Here is a 16,087-nt window from a genome sequence, read left to right on the forward strand (position 1 = left end):
ACACGCTATGTCCAGAATTCGCCTTGATCTCGTTGTCTTCGTCGCCGGTCTGCTCGCAGTGGGCTGGATCGGTGCCGGCTATGTCGCGTCGAACCCGCTGGCGGCGGCCGTCACGCTGCTGATCGGCGCGTGCTACGTCGCCGGCGCATGGGAGCTGCTGCGCTACCGGCAGGCGACCGCCACGCTGTCGCACGCGGTCGGCGGCCTGACCGAGCCGCCCGCGAAGCTCGACACGTGGCTCGATACGCTGCATCCGGGCCTGCGCGGCGCGGTGCGCGCACGGGTCGAAGGCGCGCGCGTCGCGCTGCCGGGCCCGGCGCTCACGCCTTACCTCGTCGGCCTGCTGGTGCTGCTCGGCATGCTCGGCACGCTGCTCGGGATGGTCGTCACGCTGAAGGGCACGGGCGCCGCGCTCGAGAGCGCGACCGATCTCGATGCGATCCGCGCGTCGCTGATCGCGCCGGTGAAGGGGCTCGGGTTCGCGTTCGGCACGTCGATCGCCGGCGTCGCGACGTCCGCGATGCTCGGCCTGCTGTCCGCGCTCGTGCGCCGCGAGCGGATCGATGCGGCCCAGCAGCTCGACGCGAAGATCGCGACGACGCTGCGCGTGCATTCTTCCGCGCACCAGCGCGACGAATCGTTCCGGCTGCTGCAGCGCCAGGCCGACGTGATGCCGGCGCTGGTCGACCGGCTGCAGACGATGATGACGACGCTCGAGGCGCGCAGCGTCGCGTTGCACGATCGCCAGCTCGACAGTCAGCAGGCGTTTTTCGATCGGACCGAGCGGGCGTACGCGGGCCTTGCGTCGAACGTCGGCGACGCGCTGAAGGAAAGCGCCGCCGAAAGCGCGCGCGTGGCCGGTGCGGCGCTGCAGCCGGTCGTCGCCGCGACGATGACGGGGCTCGCGCAGGAGATGGCCGCGCTGCGCGACACCGTGACGGGCGCGGTGCAGCGTCAGCTCGACGGGCTGACGGACGGCTTCGAGAAGACCACCGCCAACGTGACGGCCGTGTGGAACCGCGCGCTCGACGAACAGCGCCGCGCGGGCGACGCCGTCGCGCAGCAGTTGCAGACGACGCTCGGCCAGTTCACCGAGACGTTCGCGCAGCGTTCGTCGGATCTGCTCGACGGCGTCGCCACGCGCCTCGAATCGACCGAAGGCCGCCTGTCGGACGCGTGGCGCGATGCGCTCTCGCGCCAGGAGCAGGTCGGCGAGACGCTGGCCGGCCAGCATGCGCGCGCGCTGGGCGAAGCCGCCGCGACGTTCGAACGCCATTCGAGTGCGACGCTCGCCGCGATGCGCGAATCGCACGCCGGTTTGCAGACGCAACTGGCGGCCCGCGACGAAGAACGCTTGTCGGCGTGGAACGATTCGCTCGCCGCGATGGCTGCGAAGCTCGGCGAAGAATGGCAGCGCGCGGGCGTGCACAGCGCCGGCCGCCAGCAGGAAATCTGCGACGCCCTGGCGCAAACGACGCGCGACCTTACCGCACAGGCTTCGACGTTCGAACAACGCTCGAACGATCTGCTGTCGACGATCCGCGAATCGCACACCGGCCTGCAATCGCAACTGGCGGCACGCGACGAAGAACGGCTGTCTGCGTGGAACGACTCGCTGGCCGCGATGGCCGCGACGCTCGGCGAAGAATGGCAGCATGCAGGCGTGCACAGCGCCGGCCGCCAGCAGGAAATCTGCGACGCCCTCGCGCAAACGACGCGCGACCTCACCGCCCAAGCTTCGATGTTCGAACAACGCGCGAACGATCTGCTGTCGACGATTCGCGATTCGCACGTCGGTCTGCAATCGCAGCTGGCTGCGCGCGACGAAGAGCGTCTGTCGGCATGGAACGGTTCGCTGACCGCGATGGCCGCGAAGCTCGGCGACGAATGGCAGCGCGCTGGTGTGCACAGCGCCGGCCGCCAGCAGGAAATCTGCGACGCATTGGCGCAAACGACGCGCGATCTCGCCGCACAGGCGTCGACGTTCGAACAGCGCTCGAACGACCTGCTGACGACGATCCGCGAGTCGCACGCCGGCCTGCAATCGCAACTGGCCGCACGCGACGAGGCCCGCCTGTCCGCCTGGAACGATTCGCTCGCGGCGATGGCGGCCGCGCTGCGCGACGAATGGGCGCAGACGAGCGCGCAGGCCGCCGCGCGCCAGCAGGACATCTGCGACACGCTGGCCCGCACCGCGAACGACATCACCGCGCAGGCGCAGGTTCACGCGAGCGACACGATCAACGAAATCGCGCGTCTCGTGCAGGCCGCGTCGGAGGCGCCGAAGGCTGCGGCCGACGTCGTCGCCGAGCTGCGCCAGCGCCTGTCCGACAGCATGGTGCGCGACACCGCGACGCTCGAGGAGCGCAGCCGCCTGCTCGCGACGCTGGAGACGCTGCTCGGCGCGGTCAACCACGCGTCGACCGAACAGCGCGCCGCGATCGACGCGCTCGTCAGCACGTCGGCCGATCTGCTCGACCGCGTCGGCGCGCGCTTCAACGACACCGTCGACACCGAGACGCGCAAGCTCGATTCGGTGGCCGCGCAGGTCACGGCCGGCGCCGTCGAAGTGGCGAGCCTCGGCGACGCGTTCGGGATGGCCGTGCAGGTGTTCGGCGAATCGAACGACAAGTTGCTGACCCATCTGCAGCGCATCGAGGCCGCGCTCGAGAAATCGCTCGCGCGCAGCGACGAACAGCTCGAGTACTACGTCGCGCAGGCGCGCGAAGTGATCGACCTGAGCGTGATGTCGCAGAAGCAGATCGTCGAAGACCTGCAGCAGCTCGCCGGCCGGCGGGCGCCCGTCGGAGCGTAACGCATGCACGACGAAATCGACGGCGGCGCGCAATCGGCGCCGGTGTGGCCCGCGTTCGCCGACCTGATGTCGGTGCTGCTCGGCGCGTTCGTGCTGATCCTCGTCGGCGTGATCGGCATGCAGCTTCAGCTCACGTCGAAGCTCGAGGAAGCGGTGCGTGCGCGCCAGCTCGAGGCGCAGCAGCGCAAGTCGCTCGAACAGGCGCTCGCCGGGCCGCTCGCGGCCGGCCGCGTGACGCTCGTGAACGGGCGCATCGGGATCAGCGGCAGCGTGCTGTTCGCGCTGAACTCCGATCAGTTGCAGCCCGCGGGCCGCGACCTGCTGAAGACGCTGGCCAGCCCGCTGGCCACGTACCTGAAGACGCGCGACGAGATCCTGATGATCAGCGGCTTCGCGGACGACCAGCAGGTGCACGCCGGCAACCGCCTGTTCGCGGACAACTGGGAACTGTCGGCCAAGCGCGCGTTGACGGTCACGCGCGCGCTGATCGATGCCGGCGTGCCTGCGTCGTCGGTGTTCGCGGCCGCGTTCGGTTCCGAACAGCCGGTCAGCTCGAATGCGGACGATGAAGGCCGCGCGAAGAACCGTCGCGTGGAAATCGCGCCGGTGCCGCGCAAATCGGCGTCGAACGGAGGAAAGGCAAAGTGACGGGCGACGTGACGCACGTGCGCGCGACGCTCGATGCATGGCGCGAGCAGGGCGCCGATCGGCTCGATCCCGTGCGGTTTCACCGGATCGACGCGCTCGAACGGCGCGCGGCCGTGCTCGACGGCGCCGCACGCGCGCTGCTCGACGCGCGGCTGGCGACGCTGATCGAAGGCTTCGCGGAGGTCGTCGCGTGCGCCGATGACGCCGATACCACGCGCGACACGGTGGAAGTCACGGCGCGCGCGCCCGCGCGCGGCGCGCTTGCCGCGCTCGTCGAAGGGCTCGCGCGCGATGCGCAGGCCGACCGGCGCGGGCTCGATCCCGAACTGGTCGATTACTTCCGTACGATGTGGTCGAAAGTCCGCACGGAACAGCAATATCGCCAGTCGCTCGACCAGGTGCCGCGCAACGCGGGGCCGCTCAATTCGAACAGCCTCGTGCACCGCTCGCTCGCGACGATGCGCGAGCTGTCGCCGGACTATCTGCAGCAGTTCCTGTCGTACGTCGATGCGCTCGCATGGCTGGAGGATCTCGCCGGCGGCGGCGCGCAGCCCGAGAAGGAGGCGCCGCGCGCGAAGGCGGCCCGGCCCGCGAAGAAGGCGACGCGCGCGAAGGCGCGATAACGCCACGCCGCGCGCGCTCAGGCGTGCGGGTTGCCCAGGGCCGGCGCCGGATCGTCGATCGCCGCGCGCAGCGCGTGCAATGCTTCGACGAGCGCCGACGCGAACGGCGAATGTGCGGCGATGCCCGCCGCGTCGAGCCGGCTCCCGAGGATCGGCAGCGCGATCGATGCGGGCTCGACGATGCGCGCCGACATCACCGACAGCGTTTCGCGCAGCGCCGCGTCCGCATGCGTCGCGCGCGGCGACGCGTTCAACACGGCCACGGGCTTGTACACGACGGCCTCGCATCCCACGACCCAGTCCAGCGCGTTCTTCATCACGCCGGTTACGCCGTGCGCGTATTCCGGGCTGGCGATCAGCACGCCGTCGGCCGTGTTCAGGCGGTCGATCAGATCGCGCACCGCGGCGGGCGTCGGGTATTCAGTATCCGGATTGAACAGCGGGAATTCGCCGAGACGATCGAAGCGTGCGATGCGCATGCCGCGCGGGGCGACGAGCGCGGCCGCATCGAGGAGCGCCGCGTTGTACGACTGCGCGCGGAGGCTGCCGCACAGCGCGACGATGTCGAGTGGGCGGGTGACATCGGTTCGGGGATCGATGGTCATCGAACGGCGTTTCGATTGGCGGTTGAGCTGGCGCGTCGCGCGGGTTCGACGGATTATCGCATCGGTGTGCGGGCCGCATCGCTTATCCCGGCCGCGCGCGCGAATTCACCGATTCCCCACCCGCTCCCCAGCAACAGCCGCCGCGTATGCAGCGCACCGTGCACGTCGTCGGCAACGGTTTCGCCGAGATAACGCAGCGCACGGCCTTCGACATCGACGAAGCCATGCCGGTAATCCTGCGCGAGCGCCGTCCACAACCGCGCGGCGCCGACCGACTGGCGCGCGCCGCTCATCAGGCACAGGCCAGCGTCGAGTCCCCAGCGGTACAGCGTCGTCGCGAGACCCTGGCGTTGTGCCGAGCCCCGCAGCCGCGTATGCGGTGCGCGCAGGTAGCGGTCGGCGCGACGCGGGAGTTCGGGCAGGCGGTTGAACACCGTATAGCCGGCGAGCTGGCGCGCGGCCGGATCCTCGACATACAGGAAGTATTCGCCGTCCGCTTCGCGATGGCGGACGATCAGGCCCGAGCGGCCGAGCGCGACGGCCGGCAGCCCGTGCAGGCGATGGCCCGGCTGGTGGAGGCGTTCATAAAGGGTGTCGAGTTCGTCGTCGATGTCGTGCTGGGAATGCTGTACGTCGATACGCATGGCAAAAGCCGCCCGTCCCGGGCGGTTCGGGAAAGAGGTTCATCGCAAAAGGGAACGGAAGCGGGTGCGGCCCCCGGGCTCGGCGAAGCGAGCCGGGGCCGCGAATCAGCTGGGGATGTGCTGGAAACCGGCGGCGATCGCGGCGAGGCCCGCGATGCAGAGTGCGAACAGGATCAGGACTTTGTGGATCACGCCTCTTTCCTCATGAATGCGCGGCGCCGGCGGGCGGCGTCGCGGAGACGGTGAGCGGCGGGCACGGCCCGCACGGCCGTCGTGCGGGACGACGGTCGGGTGTCCGGCGACGGATCGGACGCGGACGGCCAGCACCATACGCGACGCGTCGGAGGCAGGCAATCGGACTGACGGAGAAAGGCGACGAAAAGCGCGGAATCGCGGTGTTTCGCGACAATTGGCCGCATGGGCGGACTGAAACGTCAGGAGGTCCACGCGCAAGCACATCGCCAAGCGCTGGCGGGCGTGTATAGAAAGATGTCGCTGCGGGTGCGACGCCCGCGACAGGCAGGTCGACACCCGCGCGAGGACCGGAGCGGCATGAATGGCCGCTCCGCTCGCTCCGTCACACCGCCTGCCGAGCGCCGAACGCCTGCCGGATCCGCGCGAACAACCCGTGCTGCGCGATCCATTCGGCATACGCGCGATAGTCGGGATCGCGCATCAGGTGGCGCTCTTCCGTCTTCGCACGCGTGTAGTAGATCAGGTTGACCGCGACGAGCCCCGCGCAGTGCATGAGCCCGATCTGCCAGCCGAGCGGTTCGACGAACGGCACCGACACCATCCAGTACGACAGGTTCTTCGTGATGTAGGCCGGATGCTTCGTGAGGCGATACGGGCCCGACGTGATGATCCCGCGGTGGGTGAGGTTCGAGAACCGCAGCCCGAACGAGATTGTGCACAGCGCGTAGGTCAGCAGCAGCAGGATGATCGTCGCGCCCCAGATCACGCGCAGCGTCGGCGCCGACAGCAGCCAGTTGTCCCAGAACACCGAGCCTTCGTAGCGGATGTAGTTGTTCGAGATCAGCGACCAGAACGGCTGATAGCAGATCAGCGCGGCCACCCAGCCGAGCGTCGTCGGCTCGACGGTGCGCACGTGGCTGTCGAGGATGCGGAACGTGCACAGGTAGCCGACGGTGCCGAACATCAGGTCCATCGTGAACGACAGGTCGTACATGAACACAAAGGTCGCGATCGTCATCGGCGCATGCATCGCGTTCGCGAGCGACGCGCTCAGGTGATCGGCGTCCTTCGACAGGTAGACGGTCATCAGCGGCAGGAAGAACGCCTTCACGCCCCAGCCGGCCAGCATCTCGCGCACGGGCTTCCAGCTCGCGGGCTGCTCGTGACGAAACAGGAAGCGGCCCCACAGCAGGTACGCGTCGTCCGTCTCGCGCTGGTGGCGGTCCATCCACGCGAAGTAGAACGGCGCGGCGACGATCACGTACGGCGCAAGCGAGCGCAGCAGCGACCAGAACGGCAGGTAGAACGCGCCGTGGTATTCGGGCAGCAGCCAGTAGAGGAGGCCGATGCCCGCATAGATCGACGTCAGCGCGCCGAGCCGTGTCGCCACGCGCGCGATGCCGAGCGACCGGACGGCCTGCCGCGACAGCCCCGCGCTCGGGCGCAGGTAGACACGCGAGATGAAGAGTTCGTGCAGCGCGATCGTGCCGATGATCGCGAGGCTCGCGATGACCGCGCGGGTGGCCGCGTCGAGGGCCGGGTGGTCGCGCGTGGTCCACAGCGCGAAGAGTCCGGCCGTGATGCCGAGCAGGCCGGCGCGCAAGGGCGTGGCGGAGCGGGGTGGGCGGTCCGGGGCAGCGACGACGCCGTCGAGCGTGGAATTCATGATCGGATCCTCGTGGGGATGAGGGCCGGCGCCCCCGCTTGGCGGGTGGCGCCGGCCGTCGGCCGGGCTGTTTATGGATGCGCGCCCGGCCATTGGCCTGTCGTTCTGATACGTGATGCGTTGAAGCTTACTTCTTGGTGCCGCCGCCCAGCAGACCGCCGAGCAGGTTGGTCACCGGCGACAGCAGGTTGCCGGTGCCGCCTGCGGTGGCGCCGCCCGTGCTGCCGGTCAGGCCGGTCACCACGGAGCCGCTGCCGCTCGGCGTCGTCACGGTGCCGGCCGCGCCGCCGGGGCTGACCGTGCCGGTGGCGCCGGCCGAGCCGGCCGGCGTTCCCAGCGCACCCGTGAGCGTGCCGACCGGGCCGCTCGTCAGCAACCCGCCGACCGTGCCGGACAGGTTGTCGCCCGGCGTCGTGACGGTGCCGGTGAGGCTCGCGCCGAGCGGCGTCAGCGAGTTGACGAGGTTGGTGACCGGCGCCAGCAGGCCGCCGAGGCCCGCGCCACCGGTACCGCTGGTGCCTCCGGTCCCGCTCGTTCCGCCCGTGCCGCTGGTGCCGCTCGAACCGATGCCGCCGAGTGCGCCCGTCACCGTCCCGAGCAGGCCGGTGATCGGCGCGAGCGGGCCGCCGCTGGTGCCGCTCGTTCCGCTGGTGCCGCCCGAACCGCTCGAGCTGCCGCCGCCGAGGCCACCCGTCAACGTGCCGAGCAGGCCCGTGATCGGGGCGAGCGGATTGCTGCCGCCCGTGCCGCTGCTGGAACTGCCCGCGTTGTTGGCGTTGACGAGGCCGCCCGTCGACGTCACCGTGTTGCCGAGTTGCCCCACGACGCCGCCGAGGCCCGTGCCGACCGGGTTGTCGGTCGCGCCGCCGACCTTCGTGCCCGCGAGCGCGAGGCCGCTGCCGAGCGTGCCCAGCAGGCCGTTCAGCGGCGTGCCGAGCAGCGTCGCGCCACCGAGCGTCTGCGTGACGCCCGGCGTCGTGGCGCCGCCGGTCAGCGTGTTCGTGATCGGGTTAATCACCTTGCCGAGCTGCGTTTCGAGCTGCTGGACCGGCGAGCTGTTCAGGGCCGTGTTCAGCGCCGATGCGGTCGAATTGACCGCGGTGCCGACCGTGTTGACGAGGCTGCCGACCAGGGTCGTCGCCGGCGCGAGCGGCGACAGCGGACCGGTGCCGAGGTTGTTGACCGCACCGCCGGCGCCGGTCAGCAGGCCGGTGGTCGACGTCAGCGTCGGTCCGAGCGGGTTCGCCGACACGCCGATCGAACCGAGGCCGGCCGCGACGCCGTTGCCGAGCGATTGCACGCCGCTGCCGAGGCTGCCGACAGCGTTGCCGATGCTGGTGGCCGTGGTCGGGTTCGTGCCGGGAATCTGCACGCCGCCGATCTGAGCGCCGCCGTTCACGACCGTCGTGCCGAGCGCCGTCACGAGGTTGCCGGATTTCTGCAGGACATTGCCCAGGGGGGTGACGCTGGTGCCGGAGGTGCCGGAGGTGCTGCCGGACGTACTGCCCGACGTACTGCCCGAGGTACTGCCGGAGGTGCTGCCCGACGTACTGCCGGAGGTGCTGCCCGACGTGCTGCCGGAGGTGCTGCCCGACGTGCTGCCGGAGGTGCTGCCCGACGTGCTGCCCGACGTGCTGCCCGACGTGCTGCCGGAGGTGCTGCCCGACGTGCTGCCCGACGTGCTGCCCGACGTGCTGCCCGACGTGCTGCCGGAGGTGCTGCCGGACGTACTGCCGGACGTACTGCCGGACGTACTGCCGGAGGTGCTGCCCGACGTGCTGCCGGAGGTACTGCCGGAGGTACTGCCGGAGGTGCTGCCGGACGTACTGCCGGAGGTACTGCCGGACGTACTGCCGGACGTACTGCCGGAGGTGCTGCCCGACGTGCTGCCGGACGTCCTGCCGGACGTACTGCCCGACGTGCTGCCGGACGTGCTGCCGGACGTACTGCCGGAGGTGCTGCCCGACGTGCTGCCAGACGTACTACCCGACGTGCTGCCCGACGTACCAGAAGTACCCGACGACCCCGACGACCCCGAACTACCGCTGCCCGAAGTACCCGAAGTCCCCGAACTACCGCCCGTCCCCGACGTGCTCGGCTTGATCGTCGGCGGGGTCGTCGGTCCATCGACCGAGCCGCAGCCGTACAGCGCGAGGAGTGACGAGACGGCCATCGTTACCGTCGTCTTCTTGAAGAAAGTGTGCATGTTGGCCTCGACATTGGAAGTGTGTCCAAGCCTTCACTGCAAATTCCGCGCCATGAAAGGTTTCGCGAAACGGTGTCGCGATTTGTTGCGGAAATCGGGAATATCGATGCGATTTAAACGGAGGAATGGCGGTTTCGCGCGGCAGGCGCGCGCGGTGCGTGAACGTCCCGGCTGCGATGTTCCCGTAAGGCGCCGTAACGCGCGGCCGGATGTTACGTAGCGTTCGGCCGTCCGCGACGCGAACGGCCGCGAACCGAGCGCCGCATCTTTGACGAAACCCCGCCGCGCGCATGAACATGGCAGGACATCTCTCGGCTGCCGGCGACGCCGAAGCGGCCCCGACTCCAACCAGGACACGGACATGAGCGAACAGGACAGGGAATACGGCAAGGCGCGGCGGATCGACGTGATGGGCGAGGCGTTCGTCGAGCGCGCGATGCGCGACCTCGACGGATTCTCGCGTCCGCTGCAGGACTGGCTGAACGAACATGCGTGGGGCAGCACGTGGCAACGGGGCGGGATCGACCTGAAGACGCGCAGCCTGTGCACGTGCGCGATGCTGGCGGCGCTCGGCCGCGGCACGGAGCTGAAGGGGCATATTCGCGGCGCGCTCAACAACGGCGCGAGCCTCGTCGAGATCCGCGAGGTCTTGCTGCACAGCGCGCTGTACGCCGGCGCGCCGGCCGCGGTCGAGGCATTCCGCAGCGCGCGCGAGGTGCTCTCGGATCTCGGCTTGTCGATCCCCGACGACGAAGCCTGATTCCGCCGCGGCGCCGGCTGCCCGGCGCGGAATCGGGCCCCGCGTCGTTGCCGCGATCTACGCGATACGTACTGACTGCGCGGCGACGTCGACCGGCGCGGCGGCGATTTCGAGCAGCCAGTCGGCCGTCGCTTCGGGAATCGTGACCGGCAGCATGTGCCCGCCCTCGACGACCTTCAGCCGCACGCGCACCGATTTCTTCGCGAGCGCGTCGCCGTGCTCGCGCCAGTTCAGGATCGGATCGGCGCGCCCGTACAGCACGTCGACCGGCAGCGCGAGCTCCGCATAGAGCCGCTCCATCGCGGGCAGGTCGACGGGCGCCGACAGCAGGTCCGTCGCCGTCGCGTAGAACACGTGCGGGCGCATCCCGAGCAGGCCGCCGCCCTTCACCGGGAAGTCGCGCGGCACGTCCTCCGGCGCGAACACCTGACGCACGGCCTTGCGGCCCGTCAGGATCGTCAGCGGGATCGCGAAGGTCCACGACACGAAACGGCGCACGAGCGGCGACGGCAGCATCAGCGGCTTGAACGGCGCGGGCGGTTCGGTCTGCTCGTGCGACAGCGGCGCGATCAGCGCGAGCCGGCTCACGCGGTCCGCATGGTTGAGGCCGACCGCGAGCGCAATCGCGCCGCCGAGCGAGTGGCCGACCAGCACCGGCTTGTCGAGCTTCAGCGCGTCGATGAATGCGGCGACCGTGCGGGCCTGCGCGAACACGTTCGCCTGCGAGGCCGCGCCGCGCAGCGAGCGGCCTGCGCCCGGCCGGTCGAGCAGGATCACGCGATGCCGCTGCGCGAGCCGCGTGAGCGGCAGGTACGCGAAATTGCGCCATTGCCCCGCCAGCCCGTGGACGAACACGATCGGCGGCCCGTTGCCGTATTCGACGTAGTGGATGCGGTCGCCGTCGATGTCGACGATGCGCCCTTCGGGCGGAAACGCGCGCGTCACGCGACGGGCCACGTAACCGGAAAACAGCGCGAGCGCGGCGAGCACCGCGACGACGCCGAGCAGCACGTTCTGGATCAGATGGAGCACAGGAGTCATGTCGGCCTCAGCGGGTTTCGAGTGCGGGTTCGGCAGCCGGCGCGAGGGCGGCCGGGCCCGATTTGGCGCGGCGCTCGAAATGCATCGCGGAATCGGCGAGCGCGCTGAACTTCAGCGAGGCGAGATCGAGCACGTAGTTCTGGTGGAATTTCCACGGCTTGCGGTGCCCCTGCTTCGGCAGGATGCCGGCCGCGCGCTGGATGTAACCCGAACTCAGGTTGACGGCCGGCACGTCGCCGAGATCGCCGGCGCCGAGCCGCGGCACGCACGTGTCGTACCCGTTTGCGCGCATGTGATTGAGCAGCCGGCACACGTAGCGCGCGATCAGCTCGGCCTTCAGCGTCCACGACGCATTCGTGTAGCCGAATGACGACGCGAGGTTCGGCACGTCGCTGTACATCATCCCCTTGTACGACACCGTCTCCGGCAAATCGACCGCGCGGCCGTCGACCGTGACCCGCGCGCCGCCGAGCATCTTCACCTTCAGCCCGGTCGCGGTGACGATCACGTCCGCGTCGAGCTGCTGGCCGCTTTTCAATTTGAGGCCGGTCGGCGTGAAGCGCTCGATCTCGTCGGTGACGATCGATGCACGGCCCGCGCGAATCGCCTTGAACAGGTCGCCGTTCGGCACGAGGCACACGCGCTGGTCCCACGGCATGTAGCGCGGCGTCAAGTGCTTCGCGACGTCGAAGTCGGGGCCGAGCTGCTTGCTGGCCGCGCGGATGATGAATTGCTTCGTCCGGTCGGGCTTGCGGCGCGACACGTTGTACAGGTACATCGTCAGCAGGACGTTCTTCACGCGTACCAGCCGGTGCGCGAGCCGCGACGGCAGCACGCGGCGCAGCGCGTTCGCGATCTTGTCGCGCGCGGGCAGCGACACGATGTAGGTCGGCGAGCGCTGCAGCATCGTCACGTGCCGCGCATCGGCCGCCATCGACGGCACGAGCGTGACGGCCGTCGCGCCGCTGCCGATCACGACCACGCGCCGGTTCGCGTACGACAGATCCTTCGGCCAGTGCTGCGGATGCACGAGCTGGCCCTCGAACGTGTCCATGCCTGCCCAGTCGGGCAGGTAGCCGGCGTCGTAGTCGTAGTAGCCGCTGCACATGAACAGGAAGCGGCAGGTGTAGACGAGCGTGTCGGTCGCGCCGTTTTGCGTGCGTTCGATGCGTACCGTCCAGCGCGCGCGGTTCGAATCCCAGTCGGCTGCGACGACCTTCTGACCGTAGCGGATCGTCTCGTCGATGCCGTAGGTGCGCGCGGTGTCGCGGATGTAGTCGAGGATCGTCTGCCCGTCGGAGATCGCCTTGTCGCTGTGCCACGGCCGGAAGCTGTAGCCGAGCGTGAACATGTCGGAATCCGAACGAACGCCCGGATAGCGGAACAGGTCCCAGGTGCCGCCGATCGCGTCGCGCGCCTCGACGATCGCCACGCTCGCATGCGGGCAGCGATGTTTCAGGTGATACGCGGCGCCGATGCCGGACAGGCCGGCGCCGACGATCAGCACGTCGAGGTCGTTGCCATCACCATGGTCGCGGCGAGCGCTGGGGGCGGGCGGCGCGTCGCGCCGGTCGGTCGTCGTCGAGGTCATGCGGGGTCCTTCGTCGGCGTGGTGGGGTGTGCGGCCGGGGCGTGGGCGCGTTCTCCCACGGGGACTTCCTTCGGGCGGAGGTTGCGTGCGCGGGCGCGGCGCACGTGGCGCAGCATCAGCCACTGGTAACTGGCGCCGAGCAGCCGCGCGATCCTGTCGAGCCGGCGCGCGTCGGCGCCGACCAGCACGCGGCGCGCATTGCGCTCGACGCCCGCGAGGATCTGCCGCGCGGCCTCGTCGGCCGTCGTCGCGTTGATCAGGCGGTTGGCCTGGCGGCGATGGGTCGCTTCGTCCTGCCCCGTCAGTGCGTGGATGCTGGTATCGACGCGGCCCGCGTCGACGATGTTCGTCGCGACGCCGCCCGGATGCACGGAGGTCGCGCTCACCGGCGCGCCGTCGAGTTCGAGTTCCATCCGCAGCGCCTCGGTGAAGCCGCGCACCGCGAACTTGGTCGCGTTGTACGCGCTTTGCGTCGGCATCGCGACGAGCCCGAACAGGCTCGACGTGTTGACCACGTGCCCGTCGCCCGACGCGCGCAGATGCGGCAGGAACGCCTGCGTGCCGTGCACGACGCCCCAGAAATTGATGCCGACGATCCATTCGAGATCGGCGATGCGCGCGGTTTCGGCGCTGGCGGCCAGCGACACGCCCGCGTTGTTGAAGATCAGGTTGACCTTGCCGTGTTCGGCGCGGACGAACTCGGCCCACGCGAACACGGCGTCGCGGTCGGCGACGTCGAGCCGGCGCGTGCTCACGCGTACGCCGTGCCACGTACACGCGGCCGCCGTGCCGGCGAGACCGGCATCGTTGACGTCGGCGAGCGCGACCTCGCAGCCGCGCCGTGCGAGCTCGACCGCGAGGCTGCGGCCCATGCCCGAACCGGCGCCCGTGATCGCGGCGACCTTGCCGGAAAACCCCTTCATCCGTCGTCCCTCCCGTTCCGCTTGCGCTGCATCGGCGGCGCATCTATTGTGGTGTTTGTCGTCACCACTTTAGTTTTCGGGTGTCCTGATGTCAAATAGCGGAATGGAGAAAGCACTCGAAACGGAAAAAAGAGGCCGGTCGTATGGCGGCGTGGCGCCCGAGGTACGGGCCGCCGAGCGGCGCGACGCGTTGATCCGCGCGGCGACGCGCGTGTTCGGCACGGTGGGTTTTCGCAAGGCGACCGTACGGTCGATCTGCCAGGAAGCGAAGCTGAACGATCGCTATTTCTATGCGGCGTTCGACAGCACCGAGGATCTGTTGCGCTGCACCTATCTGCATCACGCGCAGCAACTGCATGACGCGGTCGCGCAGGCAGTCGCCGCGCGCGGCGGTGAACTGCGCGAGCGCGTCGACGCGGGGCTCGCCGCGTTCTTCGCGTTTCTGCGCGACCCGTGCGCGGCGCGGGTGTTGCTGCTCGAGGTGATGGGCGTGAGTGCGGATACCGACATGGCGTATCAGCGCATGCTGATCGACTTCGGCAAGCTGATCATGGCGATCGGCGTGCCGCGCGAGCCCGTGACACCGGCGGAGCGCACCGAGCAGCGGCTGATCGGGCTGGCGCTGGTGGGCGCGATGACGAACGTCGGCGCCGCGTGGCTGCTCACCGAATACCGCGATCCGGAGGCGCAGGTGGTCGCGAGTTGCAGGAAGGTGTTGCTGGGGACGTTGGGGGAAGCGGGCGGGTAAGTCAATTTGTAACAGCCCTTGTTGATCATCTCATCCTGAGATAATTTCGTTGGATGCGAGTGATCTCAAACAAGGCTTTGGTCGACTTTGCCGCAATTCATGCGGATGCAGCTGTTCCGCTGCAGATGTGGCGCAGGACGATCGAGGGTAGCTTTTTCACGAACTTTGCCGACGTTAAGAACGCCTTTAATGCGACGGACAAGGTTGGGAATTTTTACGTGTTCGACATTGGCGGGAACAAGTACAGGCTGATTGCCGCCATTCATTTCAACACGCAGAAGCTATATGTGCGGGAAGTCATGACGCACAAGGAGTACAACAAATGGAAGCCCTGACTTTTTCACGGAACGACATCGACGAGTTGGTCCGCCACTTCGAAGCTATCTCGCTCAAGGTGCCACTTCACCCGATCACCTCTGAGCGGGATTATGACTTTGCCGTGCGCGCGCTTAACGCATTGCTCGATGCCGGAGCGGCTGACGAACATCACGGGCTTGCTGCGCTTGCGGATACGCTCGGGGAGTTCATCAGCGAATATGACGACGCGCATCACAGCTTGCCGGAGGCATCTGCGGTCGACGTGCTCAAATACTTGATGCTGGAGAACGACGTTCGCCAGGCGGACCTTCCGGAGATTGGCAGTCAGGGCGTTGTTTCAGAGGTATTGAATGGGAAACGCGAACTGAACGTGCGTCAAATTACCGAGCTATCCCGGCGATTCAAGGTAAGTCCCGCAGCGTTCTTCCCTGTCTGAGCGCAAGTCAGCTCAAGACGGCGTCAGGAAGTTTTCCGCGGGTGGGGCTCACGCACTGCCCCGCACGAACCGGTCATACCCGGCGACACCCGATTTCAGCACGCCGCGCTCGTCCCAGTCGTCCCAACCCGGAAACCGCAACGGCCTGTCCGTCCGCCAGTTCGCGAGCCGGCGCGCGAGATTGTCGCGGTGCGCGGCCAGTTCGGCCGCCAGCGCCGCATCGTCCTGATACGCATAGCCGCCGCGCGCGTCCTGCACGCCATGCGCGAGCACCGGCGACAGCACGCCGTACCCCATGTAATGCAGCGAGTAATGAATCGGCCACAGCAGCAGGCCGATGTCGCCGCTGCGCCCGCCCGGGCCGAACGTCGCGGCCGGCGCGCCGGTCGTGACCGAGCAGATCGCCCGCCGGCCGCGGAAGCGGCCGCGGTCGTAGCGGCGGCTACCCGTGTACAGGGCGCCGTTCACGAACACGCGATCGAACCAGCCCTTCAGCATCGCGGGCGCCGCATGCCACCAGATCGGAAACTGGAACACCAAGAGATCGGCCTGCTCGAGCCGGGCGATCTCCCGGCGTACGTCGGCGGGCAACGTGGCATGTGTGCTGGCGTGGCGCTGCTCGACCAGCGCCGAGAACACGTCGGGGTTCGCGCGGCACGGGTAGTGGCGCGGCGCCTCGACCGGATCGAACCCGTCCGCATAGAGATCCGACACGGCGACGTCGTGGCCGAGCGCGCGCATCGTCCGCGCGGCGGTGTCGCGCAGCGCGGCGTTGAACGAGCGCGGTTCGGGATGGCAATGAACGATCAGCGTGTGCATCGGCGGCATTCCTCGTGACGTGTCGGTGAAGGCGGTTTGCGTCGGTATT

General features: G+C 68.9%; 17 protein-coding genes. 8 read left to right on the forward strand and 9 right to left on the reverse strand.

Features of this window, described 5'->3' with window-relative positions:
- Nucleotides 1-7: 7 nt before the first annotated feature.
- From C4B30_RS22445 to C4B30_RS22455, 3 genes are read left to right on the forward strand one after another with little or no spacing between them, the layout of a single operon-like run.
- Complete coding sequence (locus C4B30_RS22445) at nucleotides 8-2,815, forward strand: DUF802 domain-containing protein (protein ID WP_105133026.1); 2,808 nt, start codon at nucleotides 8-10, stop codon at nucleotides 2,813-2,815.
- Between the two features lie 3 nt (nucleotides 2,816-2,818).
- The gene (locus C4B30_RS22450) at nucleotides 2,819-3,463 is read left to right on the forward strand and encodes an OmpA family protein (RefSeq protein WP_027782369.1); all 645 of its coding nucleotides are present in this window, start codon (nucleotides 2,819-2,821) and stop codon (nucleotides 3,461-3,463) included.
- The gene (locus C4B30_RS22455) at nucleotides 3,460-4,086 is read left to right on the forward strand and encodes a DUF2894 domain-containing protein (protein WP_105133027.1); all 627 of its coding nucleotides are present in this window, start codon (nucleotides 3,460-3,462) and stop codon (nucleotides 4,084-4,086) included. Before C4B30_RS22450 ends, C4B30_RS22455 begins: the two co-directional genes overlap by 4 nt.
- A gap of 17 nt (nucleotides 4,087-4,103) precedes the next feature.
- Here the strand turns inward: C4B30_RS22455 and C4B30_RS22460 are convergent, their stop codons facing one another.
- The 5 genes from C4B30_RS22460 to C4B30_RS36210 form a co-directional block, all read right to left on the reverse strand.
- Nucleotides 4,104-4,691: an NADPH-dependent FMN reductase gene (locus tag C4B30_RS22460; RefSeq protein ID WP_105133028.1), complete on the reverse strand. Its 588-nt coding sequence runs from the start codon at nucleotides 4,689-4,691 to the stop codon at nucleotides 4,104-4,106.
- Nucleotides 4,692-4,744: 53 nt separating this feature from the next.
- Nucleotides 4,745-5,335 (reverse strand): histone acetyltransferase, encoded by a 591-nt coding sequence (locus C4B30_RS22465; RefSeq protein WP_105133029.1) that lies wholly within the window; start codon nucleotides 5,333-5,335, stop codon nucleotides 4,745-4,747.
- A 105-nt stretch (nucleotides 5,336-5,440) separates the two neighbouring features.
- On the reverse strand, nucleotides 5,441-5,665 hold the full coding sequence (locus C4B30_RS35385) for a hypothetical protein (protein WP_143751648.1): 225 nt from the start codon (nucleotides 5,663-5,665) through the stop codon (nucleotides 5,441-5,443).
- 247 nt (nucleotides 5,666-5,912) lie between these two features.
- Nucleotides 5,913-7,196: an isoprenylcysteine carboxylmethyltransferase family protein gene (locus C4B30_RS22470; protein WP_105133030.1), complete on the reverse strand. Its 1,284-nt coding sequence runs from the start codon at nucleotides 7,194-7,196 to the stop codon at nucleotides 5,913-5,915.
- 127 nt (nucleotides 7,197-7,323) lie between these two features.
- On the reverse strand, nucleotides 7,324-8,619 hold the full coding sequence (locus tag C4B30_RS36210) for a collagen-like triple helix repeat-containing protein (RefSeq protein ID WP_105133031.1): 1,296 nt from the start codon (nucleotides 8,617-8,619) through the stop codon (nucleotides 7,324-7,326).
- Nucleotides 8,620-8,656: 37 nt separating this feature from the next.
- Here C4B30_RS36210 and C4B30_RS36215 point away from each other — a divergent pair, with 37 nt between their 5' ends.
- Both C4B30_RS36215 and C4B30_RS22485 read left to right on the forward strand, forming a co-directional pair.
- A complete protein-coding gene (locus C4B30_RS36215; protein ID WP_325047956.1) occupies nucleotides 8,657-9,622 on the forward strand; it encodes a highly repetitive protein in 966 nt (321 codons plus the stop codon).
- Between the two features lie 141 nt (nucleotides 9,623-9,763).
- Nucleotides 9,764-10,162: a carboxymuconolactone decarboxylase family protein gene (locus C4B30_RS22485; protein WP_027782376.1), complete on the forward strand. Its 399-nt coding sequence runs from the start codon at nucleotides 9,764-9,766 to the stop codon at nucleotides 10,160-10,162.
- 57 nt (nucleotides 10,163-10,219) lie between these two features.
- Here C4B30_RS22485 and C4B30_RS22490 read toward each other — a convergent pair whose 3' ends face one another.
- Genes C4B30_RS22490 through C4B30_RS22500 form a run of 3 tightly spaced genes read right to left on the reverse strand, consistent with a single transcriptional unit; the run spans nucleotide 10,220 to nucleotide 13,717 of the window.
- On the reverse strand, nucleotides 10,220-11,203 hold the full coding sequence (locus C4B30_RS22490; RefSeq protein WP_105133032.1) for an alpha/beta fold hydrolase: 984 nt from the start codon (nucleotides 11,201-11,203) through the stop codon (nucleotides 10,220-10,222).
- 7 nt (nucleotides 11,204-11,210) lie between these two features.
- Complete coding sequence (locus tag C4B30_RS22495; protein ID WP_105133033.1) at nucleotides 11,211-12,794, reverse strand: flavin-containing monooxygenase; 1,584 nt, start codon at nucleotides 12,792-12,794, stop codon at nucleotides 11,211-11,213.
- Nucleotides 12,791-13,717: an SDR family NAD(P)-dependent oxidoreductase gene (locus C4B30_RS22500; protein ID WP_105133034.1), complete on the reverse strand. Its 927-nt coding sequence runs from the start codon at nucleotides 13,715-13,717 to the stop codon at nucleotides 12,791-12,793. Before C4B30_RS22500 ends, C4B30_RS22495 begins: the two co-directional genes overlap by 4 nt.
- 103 nt (nucleotides 13,718-13,820) lie before the next feature.
- Here C4B30_RS22500 and C4B30_RS22505 point away from each other — a divergent pair, with 103 nt between their 5' ends.
- The 3 genes from C4B30_RS22505 to C4B30_RS22515 are packed head-to-tail and all read left to right on the forward strand — an operon-like array spanning nucleotide 13,821 to nucleotide 15,219.
- Nucleotides 13,821-14,465 carry a TetR/AcrR family transcriptional regulator gene (locus tag C4B30_RS22505; protein WP_234015456.1) on the forward strand — a complete coding sequence of 215 codons (645 nt, stop codon included), beginning with the start codon at nucleotides 13,821-13,823 and terminating at the stop codon, nucleotides 14,463-14,465.
- Nucleotides 14,466-14,524: 59 nt separating this feature from the next.
- Nucleotides 14,525-14,800, forward strand: coding sequence for a type II toxin-antitoxin system HigB family toxin (locus C4B30_RS22510; protein WP_199779081.1), 276 nt, complete (start codon nucleotides 14,525-14,527; stop codon nucleotides 14,798-14,800).
- Nucleotides 14,788-15,219, forward strand: a complete 432-nt coding sequence (locus C4B30_RS22515; protein ID WP_105133037.1) for a helix-turn-helix domain-containing protein — start codon at nucleotides 14,788-14,790, stop codon at nucleotides 15,217-15,219. Before C4B30_RS22510 ends, C4B30_RS22515 begins: the two co-directional genes overlap by 13 nt.
- Nucleotides 15,220-15,267: 48 nt before the next feature.
- On the opposite strand, the gene C4B30_RS22520 is transcribed toward C4B30_RS22515, so the two are convergent.
- The gene (locus C4B30_RS22520) at nucleotides 15,268-16,038 is read right to left on the reverse strand and encodes an NAD(P)H-dependent oxidoreductase (protein ID WP_105133059.1); all 771 of its coding nucleotides are present in this window, start codon (nucleotides 16,036-16,038) and stop codon (nucleotides 15,268-15,270) included.
- Nucleotides 16,039-16,087 lie beyond the last annotated feature (49 nt).

It is taken from the genome of Burkholderia sp. BE12 (assembly GCF_002959955.1).
Classification (GTDB): domain Bacteria; phylum Pseudomonadota; class Gammaproteobacteria; order Burkholderiales; family Burkholderiaceae; genus Burkholderia.